Raw genomic sequence first — 14080 nt, 5'->3', positions numbered from 1 at the left:
CATGGTTGACCGCGAAGGCGCAGAGCGCCCAAGGAAAGCAATGAAAGTCCTATTTCTGGTGCAGAAGGAACAGCGGGCGATTCTTGACCGCCTGTACGATGGCGTCGCGGCCAACTGCGAGTGCGACCTGCGCTGGCTGACCAGCCAGGATCAGCGCAACCTGCGCCGTTACTTCAAGCGTGAGGTGCAAGTCGAGCGCTATGACCGCATCGTGTTCTTCCTGCGTTTCAAGCAGGAGATCCGTCAGGTGGCCTTCATCCGCACTGTGCCGAACCTGGTGATTCTCGAGCACGACGCCTACCAGAACTACATCCCGTGCAAGTACACCGGCAAGTTCAGCGCTCATTATCGTCAACTGCCATGGGCACGGGTGATCAGCTCCGGCTACATGGTCAGCGAGCGCTTGCGCCAGGAAGGTTTCGACGCGGTGTTCGTGCCCAAGGGCTATGACGAGCAGTTGCTGGCCGACCAAGGGCGTGAGCGTGATATCGAACTGGCCTTTGTCGGTAGCGTCAACAGCGTGGCCTACAGCGGCCGCAAGGCACTGCTGGACGAGTTGGGGCAGGTCGAGAACCTGTTGGTAACCCGTACCAAGTCGGGCGAGGACTACTGCAACACGCTCAACCGTATTCGTTTCTTCGTCAGTGCCGATGTCGGCATGGGCGAGTACATGATCAAGAACTTCGAAGCCATGGCCTGTGGCTGTGTGCTGCTGGCATACGACCAGGGCGAGGAAGAGAACCGTGCGCTGGGCCTGCAAGACATGCACAACGTGGTGTTCTATGACAACATCCCGACCCTTCAGGAAAAGCTCCGTCGTTTGCGCGCGAACCCCGAGCTAGCCCGGCAGATTGCAGAAAATGGCCGCCATCTGGCGGTTTCCCGTTTTAGTTTCGGCGCAGTTGGACGTAGCATCGTCGACCACATGCGCCCGGCGCTCAGGCCCCACCCGCCATTGTCTGCATGGCAGCGGCTGCGTCTGAAGCTGGGCATCTAAACAAGAGCTTTCACGCCCAGGAGCGGGTTGTTGAAGGCCGATAGTCGTAATGCGGAGGGAATCCGGTGCGCTTTTCAAATGAGAGTGACGTCACGCTCGTCGTGACCAGTTGTGGGCGGTTCGATCTGCTCAAAGACACCCTTGAGAGTTTCGATCGCTACAACACCGCGCCCATTCGCGAGGTATTCATCACCGAAGACTCTGGCGACGATGCTGTGCATGCCGCTGTGCCGGCGCACTGGAAGCCGCACTGCAAGGTGTTCGTCAACCGGCCCAAACTTGGCCAGTTGCCGTCTATCGACCTGGCCTACAGCCAGGTCAAGACGCCGTACATTTTTCACTGCGAAGACGACTGGCAATTCTATCGCCAAGGCTTTGTCGAAGACTCGCAGGCCATCCTGGATGTCAGTCCAAACATCTTGCAGGTCTGGTTGCGCAGCCATGCCCACGACCTGGCCATCCACAGCCCGTACATCCACTTGGGCGATCGCCAGGTGATCGCCGGGGTGCCGTGCTATCCGCTGCTGTCCGACAAGGCTGAGTGGCAGGCGTTCTCGCTCAACCCTGGGCTGCGCCGATTGAGCGATTACCAGCGCTGTGCGCCATTTGCCGCCTATGCTGGAGAAAAGGCGCTTTCCCGTCGCTACGCTGAGTTAAATCTGACAGCGGTCACCTTGGAGGGTGATGCAGTATTGCACACTGGATTCGGCAATCACGTGACCTTGCCCATTGAAGTGGAGCGTAAGGCCAAGCGTCGTCAACGTGATCGGTTGAAGCTGGCATTGACGCTGGTTGCGGGGGCCTTGATCGGCATGGGAATCACCATTTTTGTTCAATGAAGTCGCTGTCCCACCTGACTTGAGCGGGAGAGGGCCCATGAACATCGTCAATATGATGTGGGCGGGTGGAACGCCGTACATGTCCATCCACAAGGTGCACCGGCAGGTCTTGTCGAACGCGGGTGCCGATGCCCGGATCAGTAACTGGCTGCTGCTGGGGAGCGGGCTCTGCTGTGGGCTCGGTTCGACCCGGGAATGGCATATGCCCTCACGTGCGCTCAAAGGGCGGCATTTGTGGCGCTTGCTGCGCCCGTGGCTGCGCATGCGCTTGCGCAAGGCACTGGCCGAGGCCGGGGCAGAAGTGGTGCTGCTCGATGGTATTGGCGTCGCCCGGTTGGTGCTGCCATTGTTGCAGCGCATCGGGCACGTACGTGCCAAGGTACTGTTCCATGGCAAGACGCGTCTGCATGCCAGCGATATCCGCTTGTTGCAGATGTTTCCGTCCGAGCGTCTGAGTATCGCGGCGGTATCACAGACGTTGGCCGAGTCGCTGGAGCGTGACCTGGGCAGGCCGGTGCAGACGCTGCGCATGGCGCTCGACCCGCTTGCATTCGTCGAGCCTTTGCTGAGCCGGGACCAGGCCAGGCAGGCACTGAAGTTGCCTCAGGGCGCCGAGGTGATGCTGGGTGCGGTAGGGCGATTGGTAGAGAGTAAAGGCTTCGAAATGCTGATCGAGGCATTCGCCAGGGCCAGTGCACGGCAACCGGGCTTGCAGCTGGCGATCATTGGCGAGGGGCCGCAGCATGCCGTGCTGCAGCAGCGTATCGACGCGTTGGGCCTGGCCGAGCGCGTTCATCTGCGCGGTCACCGCGAAGACCTGCAGCAGCTGTATCGGGCATTCGACTGGCTATTGGTACCTTCGCGTTCCGAAGGCCTGGGGCTGGTGGTGCAAGAGGCGGTGATGGCCGATGTACCGGTGGTGTGCAGCGACCTGGAAGTGTTTCGCGAGCAGTTGCGCGACACGGGGGGCTACCTGCCGGTTGCCGACGAAAGCGCCTGGGCTGAGGCGATTGAGCGCTGTACGGCGCTCAGTGCATCGACGATCGCCGCGAAGCAGCGCCAGGCACTGGCACCGGAGCAGGCCTGGCAGGCTTTCTGCAGCGGCTCGCAGAGCCTGTTGCGCAGCTGACCTTCAGCGTGTCAGCAAGGCTGCCTCGAAGGCGGCAAGGGGGAACCGGTCGCCCAGGTTCTCCCGCTCGATATAGCGCACCATGTGCTGCACATTTCGTCGAATCATGCGGGCCGACAGTGGCGGGCGCAGAAAGCGCATGTCGGCCACGTCGATCAAGCCCAGACGCTGGTCGGGGGTGACCACCACGTTGCCCAGGTGCAGCGAGCGGAAATAAACGCCGCTGCGGTGCAACTGACGGATCAGCTCGATCAGGCGTGGCAGGTAAGTGTCCCAGCTGAAGCCGTCATCGCGCGACATCTGCAGCAGCGTTCGCCCGGGTAGCGGGCGATACAGCACCGCAGTGCGGCCCGGCAGGTCGAGCTTGTGCTGGCTGATCACTTCGAGGGTTGGGATGCCCAGTTGCGTCAGGCGCGCGGCGTTATCGACGAAGCGCTGCGAGTAAGGACGTAGCAGTGCAGATGAAATCAGACGCTTCCTACGAAAAACCTTGAGGAAATTTCCATCTGTGAGCAGGTAGACTTTGGCGCCATGGCTGTCTGCCTCAAGCACCTGTGCGCCGAGTGTCAGCTGATCGAAGTCGACCTGGGTGAGCCGGGAGCATTGCATGAATAGAGCCTTGTCGTCTGGCGAGCAAAATGACCGGCAATAATGCCGAAAATAATGCTGTAGCACCATGGATGGTGTTTCTGATTCATCGGGGGAAAGGATGTTGTATCAAAAAAACTGGGCACAAGCGTGGTTAGGTTTGGGCCTGGTCTGGTTCCTGGCGGCGATTGCCCTGGCACCCAGCAACAAGGTTTATCAGCAAGGTCTGGTGTTGTTCTTGTGGCTGCCAACGCTGGTATTGGCCTGGTCGGCCCGAGGTGTGCTGGTGCAAGCCTGGAGGCGGCAACCGGCGCTGTGGGGGAGTGTGCTGCTGTTGTTGGCCTGGAGCGGGCTGAGCCTGGCATGGTCGCCCGCCGAGGAGCCCCTGCGCGAGCTCAAGCGCTTGCTCTACATCCTGGTATTCCTGCTGGCGTTTCCGCTGTTGGCCCAGCTTGGCCAAGCCCGCATTCGTCAGTTATTGCTGCTTGGCAGCGCGCTGCTGGCCATCGCTGCGTTGGTCTCCATCATCAAGTTCTACGGGGTGCAGCGTGCGCCCCTGCTGTTCAGGCTGGCGGGTATCGGTGAGATATCCCACCCCATCCTGGGGGCTTATGTCATTGGTTCGGCCTTGCTCTTGATGCTCTACGAGCCTCCTCGGCAACGTGGCTTGCAGTTGTTGTGGCTGGCGGCACTGGCTTGCCTGGGGGCCTTCGCCATGCTCAGCCAGAGCCGTGGTGCGGTTCTGGCACTGGTGATTACCGTGGTGATGGCGCCGTTGTGGTTCCGTGACCGCCACAGCCGGGTGTTCTCTGTTCTGGCACTGCTTGCCACCGGCCTGGCCTTTTGGGCCGTGTACGACGTTATCGCCCAACGGGGCTCGTCCTACCGGCCGGAAATTTTCCATGCCGTTCTCCAGATGATTGCCGCGCACCCTTGGACTGGTCTTGGCCTGGGGGCTGATTACGAAGTGAGCGCCGTCGGCATGCACTTCGATCACACCCACAACATGTTCACCCATGTTGCCGTTGAAATGGGCTTGCCCGGCATGTTGCTGTGGGTAATGGTGTGGCTGTTCACGCTGGGCGAAATCGTGCGCGCCCGTGGCACCCTGTTCGGCAATGTGCTGCTGGGCTTCTGGGTCTACTCGACCCTGGCCATGCAGTTCGATGCCGCCAGCCTCACCGGTACGCCACGTGCCGAATGGTTCATCAGCTGGCTGCCGGTGGGCCTTGCCATGTTGCTGCCATGGGGGCGTGCCGAAAATGACGCCTGTGGTAAAATTGCCGGTTCAACCTGAACAGCGAGCTCGATAATGGCCGAAACACCGCGACCAGCGGAGCACACCTCCAGCCTGAAGATCTACTTCCGGCTGTTGAGCTATGTGAAACCCTATGTCGGCATTTTCCTGCTGAGCATTGTCGGTTTCGTGATCTTTGCCTCGACCCAGCCAATGCTGGCCGGCATTCTCAAGTACTTCGTCGATGGGCTGAGCAACCCCGAAGCGGTATTGTTCCCCAACGTCCCCTACCTGCGTGACCTGCAATTGCTGCAGGCGGTGCCGCTGCTGATCATCCTGATCGCTGCGTGGCAGGGCCTGGGCTCGTTCCTCGGCAACTACTTCCTGGCCAAGGTCTCTCTGAGCCTGGTGCATGACCTGCGGGTGGCACTGTTCAACAAGCTGCTGGTGTTGCCCAACCGCTATTTCGACAACCACAACTCCGGGCACCTGATTTCGCGCATTACCTTCAATGTGACCATGGTCACCGGCGCCGCTACCGACGCCATCAAGGTGGTGATCCGCGAAGGCCTGACCGTGGTGTTCCTGTTTGCCTACCTGCTTTGGATGAACTGGCACCTGACCCTGGTGATGGTCGCCATCTTGCCGGTGATTGCGGTTATGGTCAGCATCGCCAGCAAGAAATTCCGCAAGCAGAGCAAGAAGATCCAGGTAGCCATGGGCGACGTCACCCACGTTGCCTCGGAAACCATCCAGGGTTACCGCGTGGTCCGTAGCTTCGGTGGCGAGGCCTACGAACAGCAGCGATTCGGCCAGGCCAGCCAGAGCAACACCGACAAGCAACTGCGCATGACCAAGACCGGCTCGCTGTACACGCCGATGCTTCAGCTGGTGATCTACAGCGCCATGGCTGCGCTGATGTTCCTGGTGCTGTTCCTGCGCGGGGACTCCACTGCTGGTGACCTGGTGGCTTATATCACCGCTGCCGGCCTGCTGCCCAAGCCGATTCGCCAGTTGTCGGAAGTCAGCTCGACCATCCAGAAGGGCCTGGCAGGTGCCGAGAGCATCTTCGAGCAACTGGACGAAGCGCCTGAAGTGGACACTGGTACGGTCGAGAAGGAACACGTGGAAGGGCGCCTGGAAGTGCGTAACCTGAGCTTCACCTACCCGGGTACCGAGCGTGAAGTGTTGAGCGATATCAGTTTTGTCGCAGAGCCCGGGCAGATGATCGCCCTGGTCGGCCGCTCCGGCAGTGGCAAGTCTACGCTTGCGGCCCTGATCCCGCGCTTCTATCACCACGACAAGGGGCAGATCCTGCTCGATGGCGTGGAGATCGAGCACTATCGCCTGCGCAACCTGCGTCGCCATGTTTCGCAAGTCACCCAGCATGTCACCCTGTTCAACGACACCGTGGCCAACAACATCGCTTATGGCGATCTGGCCGGTGCGCCGCGCGCAGACATCGAAGCCGCCGCGGCCGATGCCTATGCCAAGGAATTCGTCGACCGGCTGCCAAAGGGCTTCGATACCGAAGTGGGTGAGAACGGTGTACTGCTGTCCGGTGGCCAGCGCCAGCGTCTGGCAATTGCCCGTGCGCTGCTTAAGAACGCGCCGTTGCTGATCCTCGATGAAGCGACTTCGGCGTTGGATACCGAGTCCGAGCGGCATATCCAGGCCGCCTTGGATCACGTGATGCAAGGCCGTACCACGCTGGTGATTGCCCATCGGCTGTCGACCATCGAGAAGGCTGACCAGATCCTGGTCATGGACCAGGGCCGCCTGGTCGAGCGCGGTACTCACACCGAGCTGCTTGCGGCTAATGGCCATTATGCCCGTCTGCATGCCATGGGGCTGGATGAGCCGGCCAAGGCCGATATCACCTGAACCCTCCTTGATCGGGGCCGTCATGGCCCCGATTGTCACGGGAATTTTCCAGGGATGATCTGGCCATAAAGCCATTGACTACCCTGTGCTAATATCCTGCCCCTGTTCATTATTTCCATATGGGTTGCCCATGAAGTTGTCCATGCCGCGTTTCGATCAAGCCCCGGTACTGGTGGTCGGCGATGTCATGCTCGACCGCTACTGGCATGGCGGTACTTCGCGTATTTCGCCTGAAGCGCCAGTCCCGGTGGTCAAGGTCGATCAGATCGAGGATCGCCCCGGCGGCGCGGCCAACGTTGCCTTGAACATTGCTGCGCTGGGCGCGCCGGCTTCGCTGATCGGCGTCACCGGCCAGGATGAGGCTGCCGACAGCCTGGCCAACAGCCTGCAGGCTGCCGGTGTCCGTTCGGTGTTCCAGCGCATCGCGCACCAGCCGACTATCGTCAAGCTGCGGGTCATGAGCCGTCACCAGCAACTGCTGCGTATCGATTTCGAAGAGCCGTTCGCCACCGACCCACTGTCGCTGGGCGCGGAGGTCGACAGCCTGCTCGAAGGCGTCAAGGTGCTGGTCCTGTCCGACTACGGCAAAGGTGCACTGAAAAATCACCAGAACCTGATCCAGGCGGCGCGGGCCAAGGGCATTCCGGTGCTGGCCGACCCCAAGGGCAAGGACTTTTCCATCTACCGTGGCGCCAGCCTGATTACCCCGAACCTCAGCGAGTTCGAGACCATCGTTGGCCGTTGCGTCGATGAGGCCGAACTGGTTGCCAAGGGCTTGCAGTTGCTGCAGGACCTGGACCTGGGCGCCCTGCTGGTCACCCGTGGCGAGCATGGCATGACCCTGCTACGCGTTGGTCAGCCGGCGTTGCACCTGCCAGCGCGGGCACGCGAAGTGTTCGATGTGACCGGTGCCGGCGATACTGTCATTTCCACCCTTGCCGCGGCCATTGCCGCGGGTGAGGACCTGCCCCATGCGGTGGCCCTGGCCAACCTGGCGGCGGGCATTGTGGTCGGCAAGCTGGGTACGGCTGCCATCAGCGCCCCTGAGCTGCGCCGGGCCATCCAGCGTGAGGAAGGCTCCGAACGCGGCGTGCTGGGCCTTGAGCAACTGCTGCTGGCCATTGATGACGCTCGGGCCCACAACGAGAAGATCGTCTTTACCAATGGCTGCTTCGACATCCTGCATGCCGGGCATGTCACTTACCTGGAACAGGCGCGGGCCCAGGGTGATCGCCTGATCGTTGCGGTAAACGACGATGCTTCGGTCAGCCGCCTGAAAGGGCCGGGCCGACCGATCAACAGCGTTGACCGGCGTATGGCCGTGCTGGCCGGTTTGGGCGCGGTGGACTGGGTGATCAGTTTCCCGGAAGGCACCCCGGAAAACCTGCTGAGCCAGGTCAAGCCGGATGTGTTGGTCAAGGGTGGAGACTATGGCATCGACCAAGTGGTTGGCGCTGATATCGTCAAGGGCTATGGCGGCACCGTGAAGGTGCTGGGGCTGGTCGAGAACAGCTCGACCACGGCGATTGTCGAGAAAATTCGCAAGAACTGATCTGACCTTGGGGCCGCTGCGGCGGCCCTCTGCAGGGGCGGGTTTACCCGCTCCGGCAAGCAGGTGAAAGCTTTCGGGATGTCACTTGTTCAGCGAGGTCCGCGCCCGCTCCAGCAGCGCTCGCGCCTTGTCGCCAAAGCGTTGCAAGTGCGACGCCCGTGCGGGCTTGCTTTCCACCAAACCCTGCTGCTTCACCCAATCCTTCCAGCGTACCCGTTCATCTGCCACCACCCAGCCTTCCTGCCGGGCAAAACTTTCTGCCAGGTACAGCCCACGCGTACTCGCCGGCACCAGTTCATCCTTTTTCAGCGTGTACAGCTCGGCCAGTGGCTGGCCGTCCTTCAATGGCATCAGGTACAGGTCGGGCCGTTTGCGGTTGAGCCGCGCCACCAGCTGGTCGCCCTCCAGCCGCTCGTCAACGTGGAACAAGCTGAGTTTCTTGGCGTCACGGGGCACTTGCAGGCGCATGTCATAGATCAGCTGTAGCGAAGCGGTGGGCAGGTGCACATAGGCCCGTGGGCGCTCCAGTAGCATCAGCTTGCCGCAATGCACCGGTCGTGCGGCACCGGACTCCGGAGCCAGCACGAAGTGGGGTGTTTCGCGGTAGTGCAGGGCGGCGGCGTAGGGTACGGGCAGCCAGGTGTCGTTGAAGCGCCCGCCCAGCCAACCTTCCGGGGTTTCCAGCAGGCACTCCTCGGCCACTTCCTGTACGGCCGTGTGCAGCGGCAGGTTCAGCTCCTGCGCCGGTACATAACCGGAAATCAGTTTCAGTACCACATCGCCACGGTCTTGGCGGCGCTGACGCACCAGTACCCAGTAATCGCGGTTCTGCCAATGCAGCGTGAGGCGCACCGACACGCCCAGGTTGGCCAGTTCGACCACGAAGTGTTGTGTGTCGGGTAACTGGATGGCCTTGCGCCGTTGCTGAGTCTGGGCAAAGTTCAGCGGCATGCCGATGCTTTGGTAGATCAAGCCTTCGGTCGTGGCCTCGACATGCAGTGGCAGTGTCTTGAAGTTGCTCGGGTTCTTGCGGATCAGCGTTCGCGCCACGAGGCTCCTCCTTGCGTCGGGTCAGTCTCCAGTCCCTGAGTCGGGAGCCTGAGGTAACTCAATGCTGGCCCAGGATGCGGGCGACGGTGGCCACGTTATGGGCCAGGTGCAACGGGTTGATGGTGCCGACAATAGCACTGCTGACGCCCGGGTGGGCGAACAGCAGCTCGAAGCTGGCCTGCACCGGGTCGACGCCCGGGGCCAGGCAGATATGCCCGCTCGCCAAGGCCTTCTTTACCAGGATGGCCTTGCCGTGTTCGGCAGCGTAGTCCAGCACCGGGCGTTCTGCCTGTTCGTTGAGGTTGTAGGTGACCATGGCGCAGTCGCCTTGCTCCAGTGCCTTCAGGCCGCCGGCGACGGTCTTGCCGGACAGCCCGAAACCGAGGATCTTGCCCTCCTGCTTGAGTTCGGCCAGGGTCTGGTAGACCTCCTGCTGTTCGAGGATGGCCAGGTCGTTGCCGTCGGAATGCACCAGCACCAGTTCGATGCGGTCGGTTTCGAGCCGGCGCAGGCTGCGCTCCACCGAGCGGCGGGTGTGGGCGGCGCTGAAGTCGAAATGCGATTGGCCTTCCTCGAACTCTTCACCGACCTTGCTGACGATTACCCATTCATCACGTTGGCCGCGCAGCAGCGGGCCCAGGCGTTCTTCGCTACGGCCATAGGCCGGGGCGGTGTCGATCAGGTTGATGCCAAGCTCGCGGGCCTGGGCCAGTAACAGGCGGGCTTCCTCATCGCCGGGGATCGTGAAGCCAGTGGGGTACTTCACGCCCTGATCGCGGCCCAGCTTGACCGTGCCGAGGCCCAGTGGAGAGACCGTGAGGCCGGTGCTCCCCAGCGGGCGATGGAACGCATGCAGGGTTGGCAGGCTCATGGCAGCAACTGCTCCCAGGCCGGTACGCTCAGTGGAGGGCGTGGGAGGTCGGCCAGGTCGGCCTGTGCTTGTGGACGAATGCCGTCGCGCTCCAGGTGGCTGATTACCCGGTCGCTGAAGTCCGGTGCCAGTGCCAGTTTGGTCGGCCAGCCCACCAGCAGGCGCTGCTGGTCGGCAAGGAAGGCGTTGTCCGGACGTGCCAGGCCAGATTGTGCAGGCTCAGCGCGGTCGACGCGCAGTGTGGCCCAGCGCACCAGGCTCTGATCGACCCATGGGAGCAGGTTGGCGATTTCCTTCTGCGCTGCAGCAATCTGCGCTGCAGGCTCGCGCGCCACGCCATCGGCTTCGGCCAGGTCCCCACCGAGGTACCAGACCCACTGGCCATCGGCTGCCGGATGGGTGGTCACCGTTACCCGCGGCTTGGGCCCGCCGCCGAGGCAGTGGGCGTACAAAGGTTTCAGGTTCGGGCCCTTGGCCATGACCATGTGCAGCGGGCGGGTTTGCATGGCCGGCTGATCCAGGCCCAGCGCCTGCAGCAAGCCTTCGGTGCCGGCTCCGGCGCTCAACACGATGCGTTGGGCACGGATTTCCCGGTCGTCCACGCGCAGGCCGACCAACGCATTACCTTCACGCAAGGGTTCGATGCGTTCACCTGCCAGCAAGGACTCGCCGGCCAGCTCGGCCAGGTTGGCCAGCAGGCTTGGGACATCGACCACCAGTTCCGCCAGGCGGTACACCTTGCCCTTGAACGCGCGGTCCTGCAGTGCCGGTGGTAACTGGTCACCCTTGACCTGGTCGACCCGGCCGCGCACGGCCTTGCTGGCGAAGAAGCTTGTGAGGTTGCCGGCCAAGGTGCCCGGCGACCACAGGTAGTGGGCATCGGAGAGCAGGCGGGTACGCCCGAGGTCGAGTTCGCCGTTGCCGGCCAAGGCCTCGCGCCAGCGGCGCGGCATGTCGGCGATGGCTTCCGATGCGCCGGTCAGGGCGCCATGCAGGGCGTATTTGGTGCCGCCGTGGATGATGCCCTGCGACTTGATGGTCTGCTCGCCGCCAAGGCTGGCGCGCTCCACCAGCACTGTCGAGTAGCCCAGGCGGCGCAGGCGGGCATTGAGCCAGAGGCCTGCGACCCCGGCGCCGACGATCAGCACGTCAGTGGAAATGGCAGATGGCATGGCGGTACCTCGAAGACTGGGACAGCTGGCAAGTATACAGGCTATACCTGAGATGGCCCTATCGTCGGCGAGCCCCGCACAAGGGCTCTCAATGCCCAGCGGTCTTCGAGAACAGCTGAATCACCACCACGCCACCCACGATCATGGCCATGCCAAGCATCGCCGGCATATCCAGCTTCTGCCCATAGATCACCAGCGCCGCCACACTGATCAGCACAATCCCCAGGCCCGACCAGATGGCGTAGGCAATCCCCACCGGAATGCTGCGGACCACCAGCGTCAGCATCCAGAACGCAATGCCATAGCCAACCACCATCAACAGCAGTGGCAGCGGCGTGCTCAGGCCTTTCACCGCCTTCATCGAGGCGGTGGCGATGACTTCGGCGCAGATGGCAATGGCGAGGTAGGTGTAGGCATTCATGGCGGGATCCTCCGTTACTGAGCGGGCATTCTAGACGTTGCCTGGATGGGGTAAAGTCATTACCTATCAATTTGGGAGATAGGTTGATGGCCGAGCAGTGGAACCTTGAACAATTGCGTACCTTTCTGCGCGTTGCAGAACTGCGCTCGTTCTCCGCAGTGGCACGTGAGCAGCACAAAGCCCAGTCGGCGATCAGCAGTGCCATCGCGCTGCTCGAAACCGACCTAGGGGTCACCCTGTTCGAGCGCAGCAGCGGCCGGCAACCGAAATTGACTGAAAACGGCAGCGCCTTGCTGGAAGACGCCCGCGAATTGTTACGCCAGTGCGAACGCCTGGATGGCCGCGCCCTGGCCCTGATGCGCGGGCAGGAGGCCTTGCTGCGGGTCGCGCAGGACGAAGCCATGCCGTATCAGCCGGTGATCGACAGCCTCGACGAACTGGCTAGCCGCTACCCGTTCCTGGAGGTGCAACTGGCCAGCGGAGCCCAGGGCGATGTGGCGCGCAAGCTGGTGGAGCGGCGCGCCGATCTGGGCCTGTTCTTCCTCCACGAAAGCATCCCGGCTTCCTTGGAACGCCGTGCGTTGGGCAGCGTGGAGATGGTCACGGTGTGCGCGGTCGGCCACCCGCTGGCGGGCGAAGGCCGGGTCACCCGCCAACAATTGGCCCGCCACCGGCAGTTGCTGATCACGCCACAACAAAGCGGTTACCCCGGTGGCGAAGCGATCAGCCCACAGGTATGGCGTGCCGATAGCTTCTACGCCATGGCCGAACTACTGATGCGCGGCCTGGGCTGGGCCTGGTTACCCCGGCATGTGGTGCAGTACCCGACCTATCAGGCGCACATGGTCGAACTGGACAGCGATTGGCGGCCGCCGGCCTTGGTGGCAGAGCTGGCCTGGCGCCGCGATGAACCACTGGGCCCGGCCGCGCAATGGCTGGCCGAGCGCTTTGCAGTGCACCTTCGCGCGATCGGGTAGACTTAGCCGCCATGAACAGAACTCTCTATACCTTGCTGTTTCACCTGGGCCTGCCGCTGGTTGCGCTGCGCCTGTACCTGCGCGCGCGCAAGGCGCCGGCCTATGGCCAGCGTATCGGCGAGCGCTTTGCTTTCAAGCTGCCGGCCATGCGCCAGGGTGGTATCTGGGTACATGCGGTATCGGTGGGCGAGAGCATTGCTGCCGCACCCATGGTGCGTGCCTTGCTCAAGGCTTACCCGGAGCTGCCGATCACACTGACCTGCATGACCCCTACTGGCTCTGAACGCATTCGCGCCCTGTTCGCCGACGAACCGCGCGTGCAGCATTGCTACCTGCCCTATGACTTGCCTTGGGCGGCGGGGCGTTTTCTCGATCATGTACAGCCGAAGCTGGGCATCATCATGGAAACCGAGCTTTGGCCCAACCACATTCATCAGTGTGCCAGGCGCGGCATTCCGGTGGCGCTGGCCAATGCGCGCTTGTCCGAGCGCTCGGCCCGTGGCTATGGGCGCTTTGCCAGGCTTACCCGGCCGATGCTGGCCGAGATGAGCCTGATTGCCGTGCAGACCGAAACCGAGGCCCAGCGCTTCCGTGACCTGGGCGCACGCCCTGAGCGCGTGCAAGTCACCGGTTCGATCAAGTTCGACCTGACGATCGACGAACAGCTGCTGCCGCGCGCCAGGGCATTGCGTGAACAGTGGGGGGGCGGCCAGCGTCCTGTGTGGATCGCCGCCAGCACCCATGAAGGGGAAGATGCCTTGATCCTGCAGGCGCATCGGCAGTTGTTGCAGGTGCATGGCGATGCCTTGCTGATCCTGGTGCCGCGCCATCCCGAGCGCTTCAATGCAGTGCATGCGTTGTGCAGCGAGCAGTTCACCACCGTGCGCCGCTCTGCCGGCACACTGGTCGATGCGCAAACGCGGGTATTGCTGGGCGACACCATGGGCGAACTGCTGTTCCTGTATGCCCTGGCCGACATTGCCTTCGTCGGTGGCAGCCTGGTGCCGACCGGTGGGCACAATCCGTTGGAGCCTGCGGCGCTGGCCTTGCCGGTGCTCATGGGGCCGCATGTGTTCAACTTCCTCGAAATCAGCGCGATGCTGCGCGAGGCAGGTGCGTTGCAGCAGGTGGATGATGCTGACGGGCTGGCCGGTGCGGTACGCCGCCTGGTGGAACTGCCGCAGGATGCCAAGCGCATGGGCGAGGCGGGCAGGGCGGTGATGCGGGCCAATCAGGGGGCTTTGCAGCGATTGCTCGAGGGTCTGGGTGCGCTTATCCGCTGATTTTTGCATTGGCTCCTTCGCGGGCTCGCCCCCTCCCACAGGATGGATGCATGGCTCGAGGGCTGCGCTATCCCTGTGGG

Annotated in this window: 13 protein-coding genes; 8 read left to right on the top strand and 5 right to left on the bottom strand. The window is 62.6% G+C overall.

What is annotated here, in order from left to right; all coding sequences use genetic code 11:
* The first annotated feature begins 40 nt into the window (after positions 1–40).
* The 3 genes from ACF8FG_RS07800 to ACF8FG_RS07790 all read left to right on the top strand — a co-directional run bounded on the left by ACF8FG_RS07800 (position 41) and on the right by ACF8FG_RS07790 (position 2965).
* The gene (locus tag ACF8FG_RS07800) at positions 41–997 is read left to right on the top strand and encodes a glycosyltransferase (RefSeq protein WP_003249439.1); all 957 of its coding nucleotides are present in this window, start codon (positions 41–43) and stop codon (positions 995–997) included.
* 65 nt (positions 998–1062) lie between these two features.
* Positions 1063–1836, top strand: coding sequence for a glycosyltransferase family 2 protein (locus ACF8FG_RS07795; RefSeq protein WP_010955517.1), 774 nt, complete (start codon positions 1063–1065; stop codon positions 1834–1836).
* A gap of 37 nt (positions 1837–1873) precedes the next feature.
* On the top strand, positions 1874–2965 hold the full coding sequence (locus ACF8FG_RS07790) for a glycosyltransferase (RefSeq protein WP_019437559.1): 1092 nt from the start codon (positions 1874–1876) through the stop codon (positions 2963–2965).
* A gap of 3 nt (positions 2966–2968) precedes the next feature.
* Here ACF8FG_RS07790 and ACF8FG_RS07785 read toward each other — a convergent pair whose 3' ends face one another.
* The gene (locus ACF8FG_RS07785) at positions 2969–3574 is read right to left on the bottom strand and encodes a toluene tolerance protein (RefSeq protein WP_076402325.1); all 606 of its coding nucleotides are present in this window, start codon (positions 3572–3574) and stop codon (positions 2969–2971) included.
* 100 nt (positions 3575–3674) lie between these two features.
* Here ACF8FG_RS07785 and ACF8FG_RS07780 point away from each other — a divergent pair, with 100 nt between their 5' ends.
* The 3 genes from ACF8FG_RS07780 to hldE all read left to right on the top strand — a co-directional run bounded on the left by ACF8FG_RS07780 (position 3675) and on the right by hldE (position 8226).
* Positions 3675–4850, top strand: a complete 1176-nt coding sequence (locus ACF8FG_RS07780; protein WP_318078823.1) for an O-antigen ligase family protein — start codon at positions 3675–3677, stop codon at positions 4848–4850.
* Positions 4851–4865: 15 nt separating this feature from the next.
* The gene (gene msbA, locus ACF8FG_RS07775) at positions 4866–6674 is read left to right on the top strand and encodes a lipid A export permease/ATP-binding protein MsbA (protein ID WP_014592614.1); all 1809 of its coding nucleotides are present in this window, start codon (positions 4866–4868) and stop codon (positions 6672–6674) included.
* A gap of 130 nt (positions 6675–6804) precedes the next feature.
* Complete coding sequence (hldE, locus tag ACF8FG_RS07770) at positions 6805–8226, top strand: bifunctional D-glycero-beta-D-manno-heptose-7-phosphate kinase/D-glycero-beta-D-manno-heptose 1-phosphate adenylyltransferase HldE (RefSeq protein WP_003249449.1); 1422 nt, start codon at positions 6805–6807, stop codon at positions 8224–8226.
* Positions 8227–8307: 81 nt separating this feature from the next.
* On the opposite strand, the gene ACF8FG_RS07765 is transcribed toward hldE, so the two are convergent.
* The 4 genes from ACF8FG_RS07765 to ACF8FG_RS07750 all read right to left on the bottom strand — a co-directional run bounded on the left by ACF8FG_RS07765 (position 8308) and on the right by ACF8FG_RS07750 (position 11740).
* Positions 8308–9276, bottom strand: a complete 969-nt coding sequence (locus ACF8FG_RS07765) for a hypothetical protein (protein WP_014592612.1) — start codon at positions 9274–9276, stop codon at positions 8308–8310.
* 58 nt (positions 9277–9334) lie between these two features.
* Complete coding sequence (locus ACF8FG_RS07760) at positions 9335–10147, bottom strand: aldo/keto reductase (protein WP_318078799.1); 813 nt, start codon at positions 10145–10147, stop codon at positions 9335–9337.
* A complete protein-coding gene (locus ACF8FG_RS07755) occupies positions 10144–11319 on the bottom strand; it encodes an FAD-binding oxidoreductase (protein WP_014859637.1) in 1176 nt (391 codons plus the stop codon). The genes ACF8FG_RS07760 and ACF8FG_RS07755 overlap by 4 nt, the downstream gene beginning before the upstream one ends.
* Before the next feature lie 88 nt (positions 11320–11407).
* Positions 11408–11740: a multidrug efflux SMR transporter gene (locus tag ACF8FG_RS07750; protein WP_004577390.1), complete on the bottom strand. Its 333-nt coding sequence runs from the start codon at positions 11738–11740 to the stop codon at positions 11408–11410.
* A gap of 86 nt (positions 11741–11826) precedes the next feature.
* Between ACF8FG_RS07750 and ACF8FG_RS07745 the strand changes: the two genes are divergently transcribed.
* Both ACF8FG_RS07745 and waaA read left to right on the top strand, forming a co-directional pair.
* The gene (locus tag ACF8FG_RS07745) at positions 11827–12717 is read left to right on the top strand and encodes a LysR family transcriptional regulator (RefSeq protein ID WP_003249460.1); all 891 of its coding nucleotides are present in this window, start codon (positions 11827–11829) and stop codon (positions 12715–12717) included.
* Between the two features lie 11 nt (positions 12718–12728).
* Positions 12729–14000 carry a lipid IV(A) 3-deoxy-D-manno-octulosonic acid transferase gene (waaA, locus tag ACF8FG_RS07740; RefSeq protein WP_070384412.1) on the top strand — a complete coding sequence of 424 codons (1272 nt, stop codon included), beginning with the start codon at positions 12729–12731 and terminating at the stop codon, positions 13998–14000.
* Positions 14001–14080 lie beyond the last annotated feature (80 nt).

This window comes from Pseudomonas sp. YQ_6, from assembly GCF_043103245.1.
GTDB classification, from domain to species: domain Bacteria; phylum Pseudomonadota; class Gammaproteobacteria; order Pseudomonadales; family Pseudomonadaceae; genus Aquipseudomonas; species Aquipseudomonas alloputida.
This window is presented reverse-complemented; position numbering and strand designations above follow the sequence as displayed.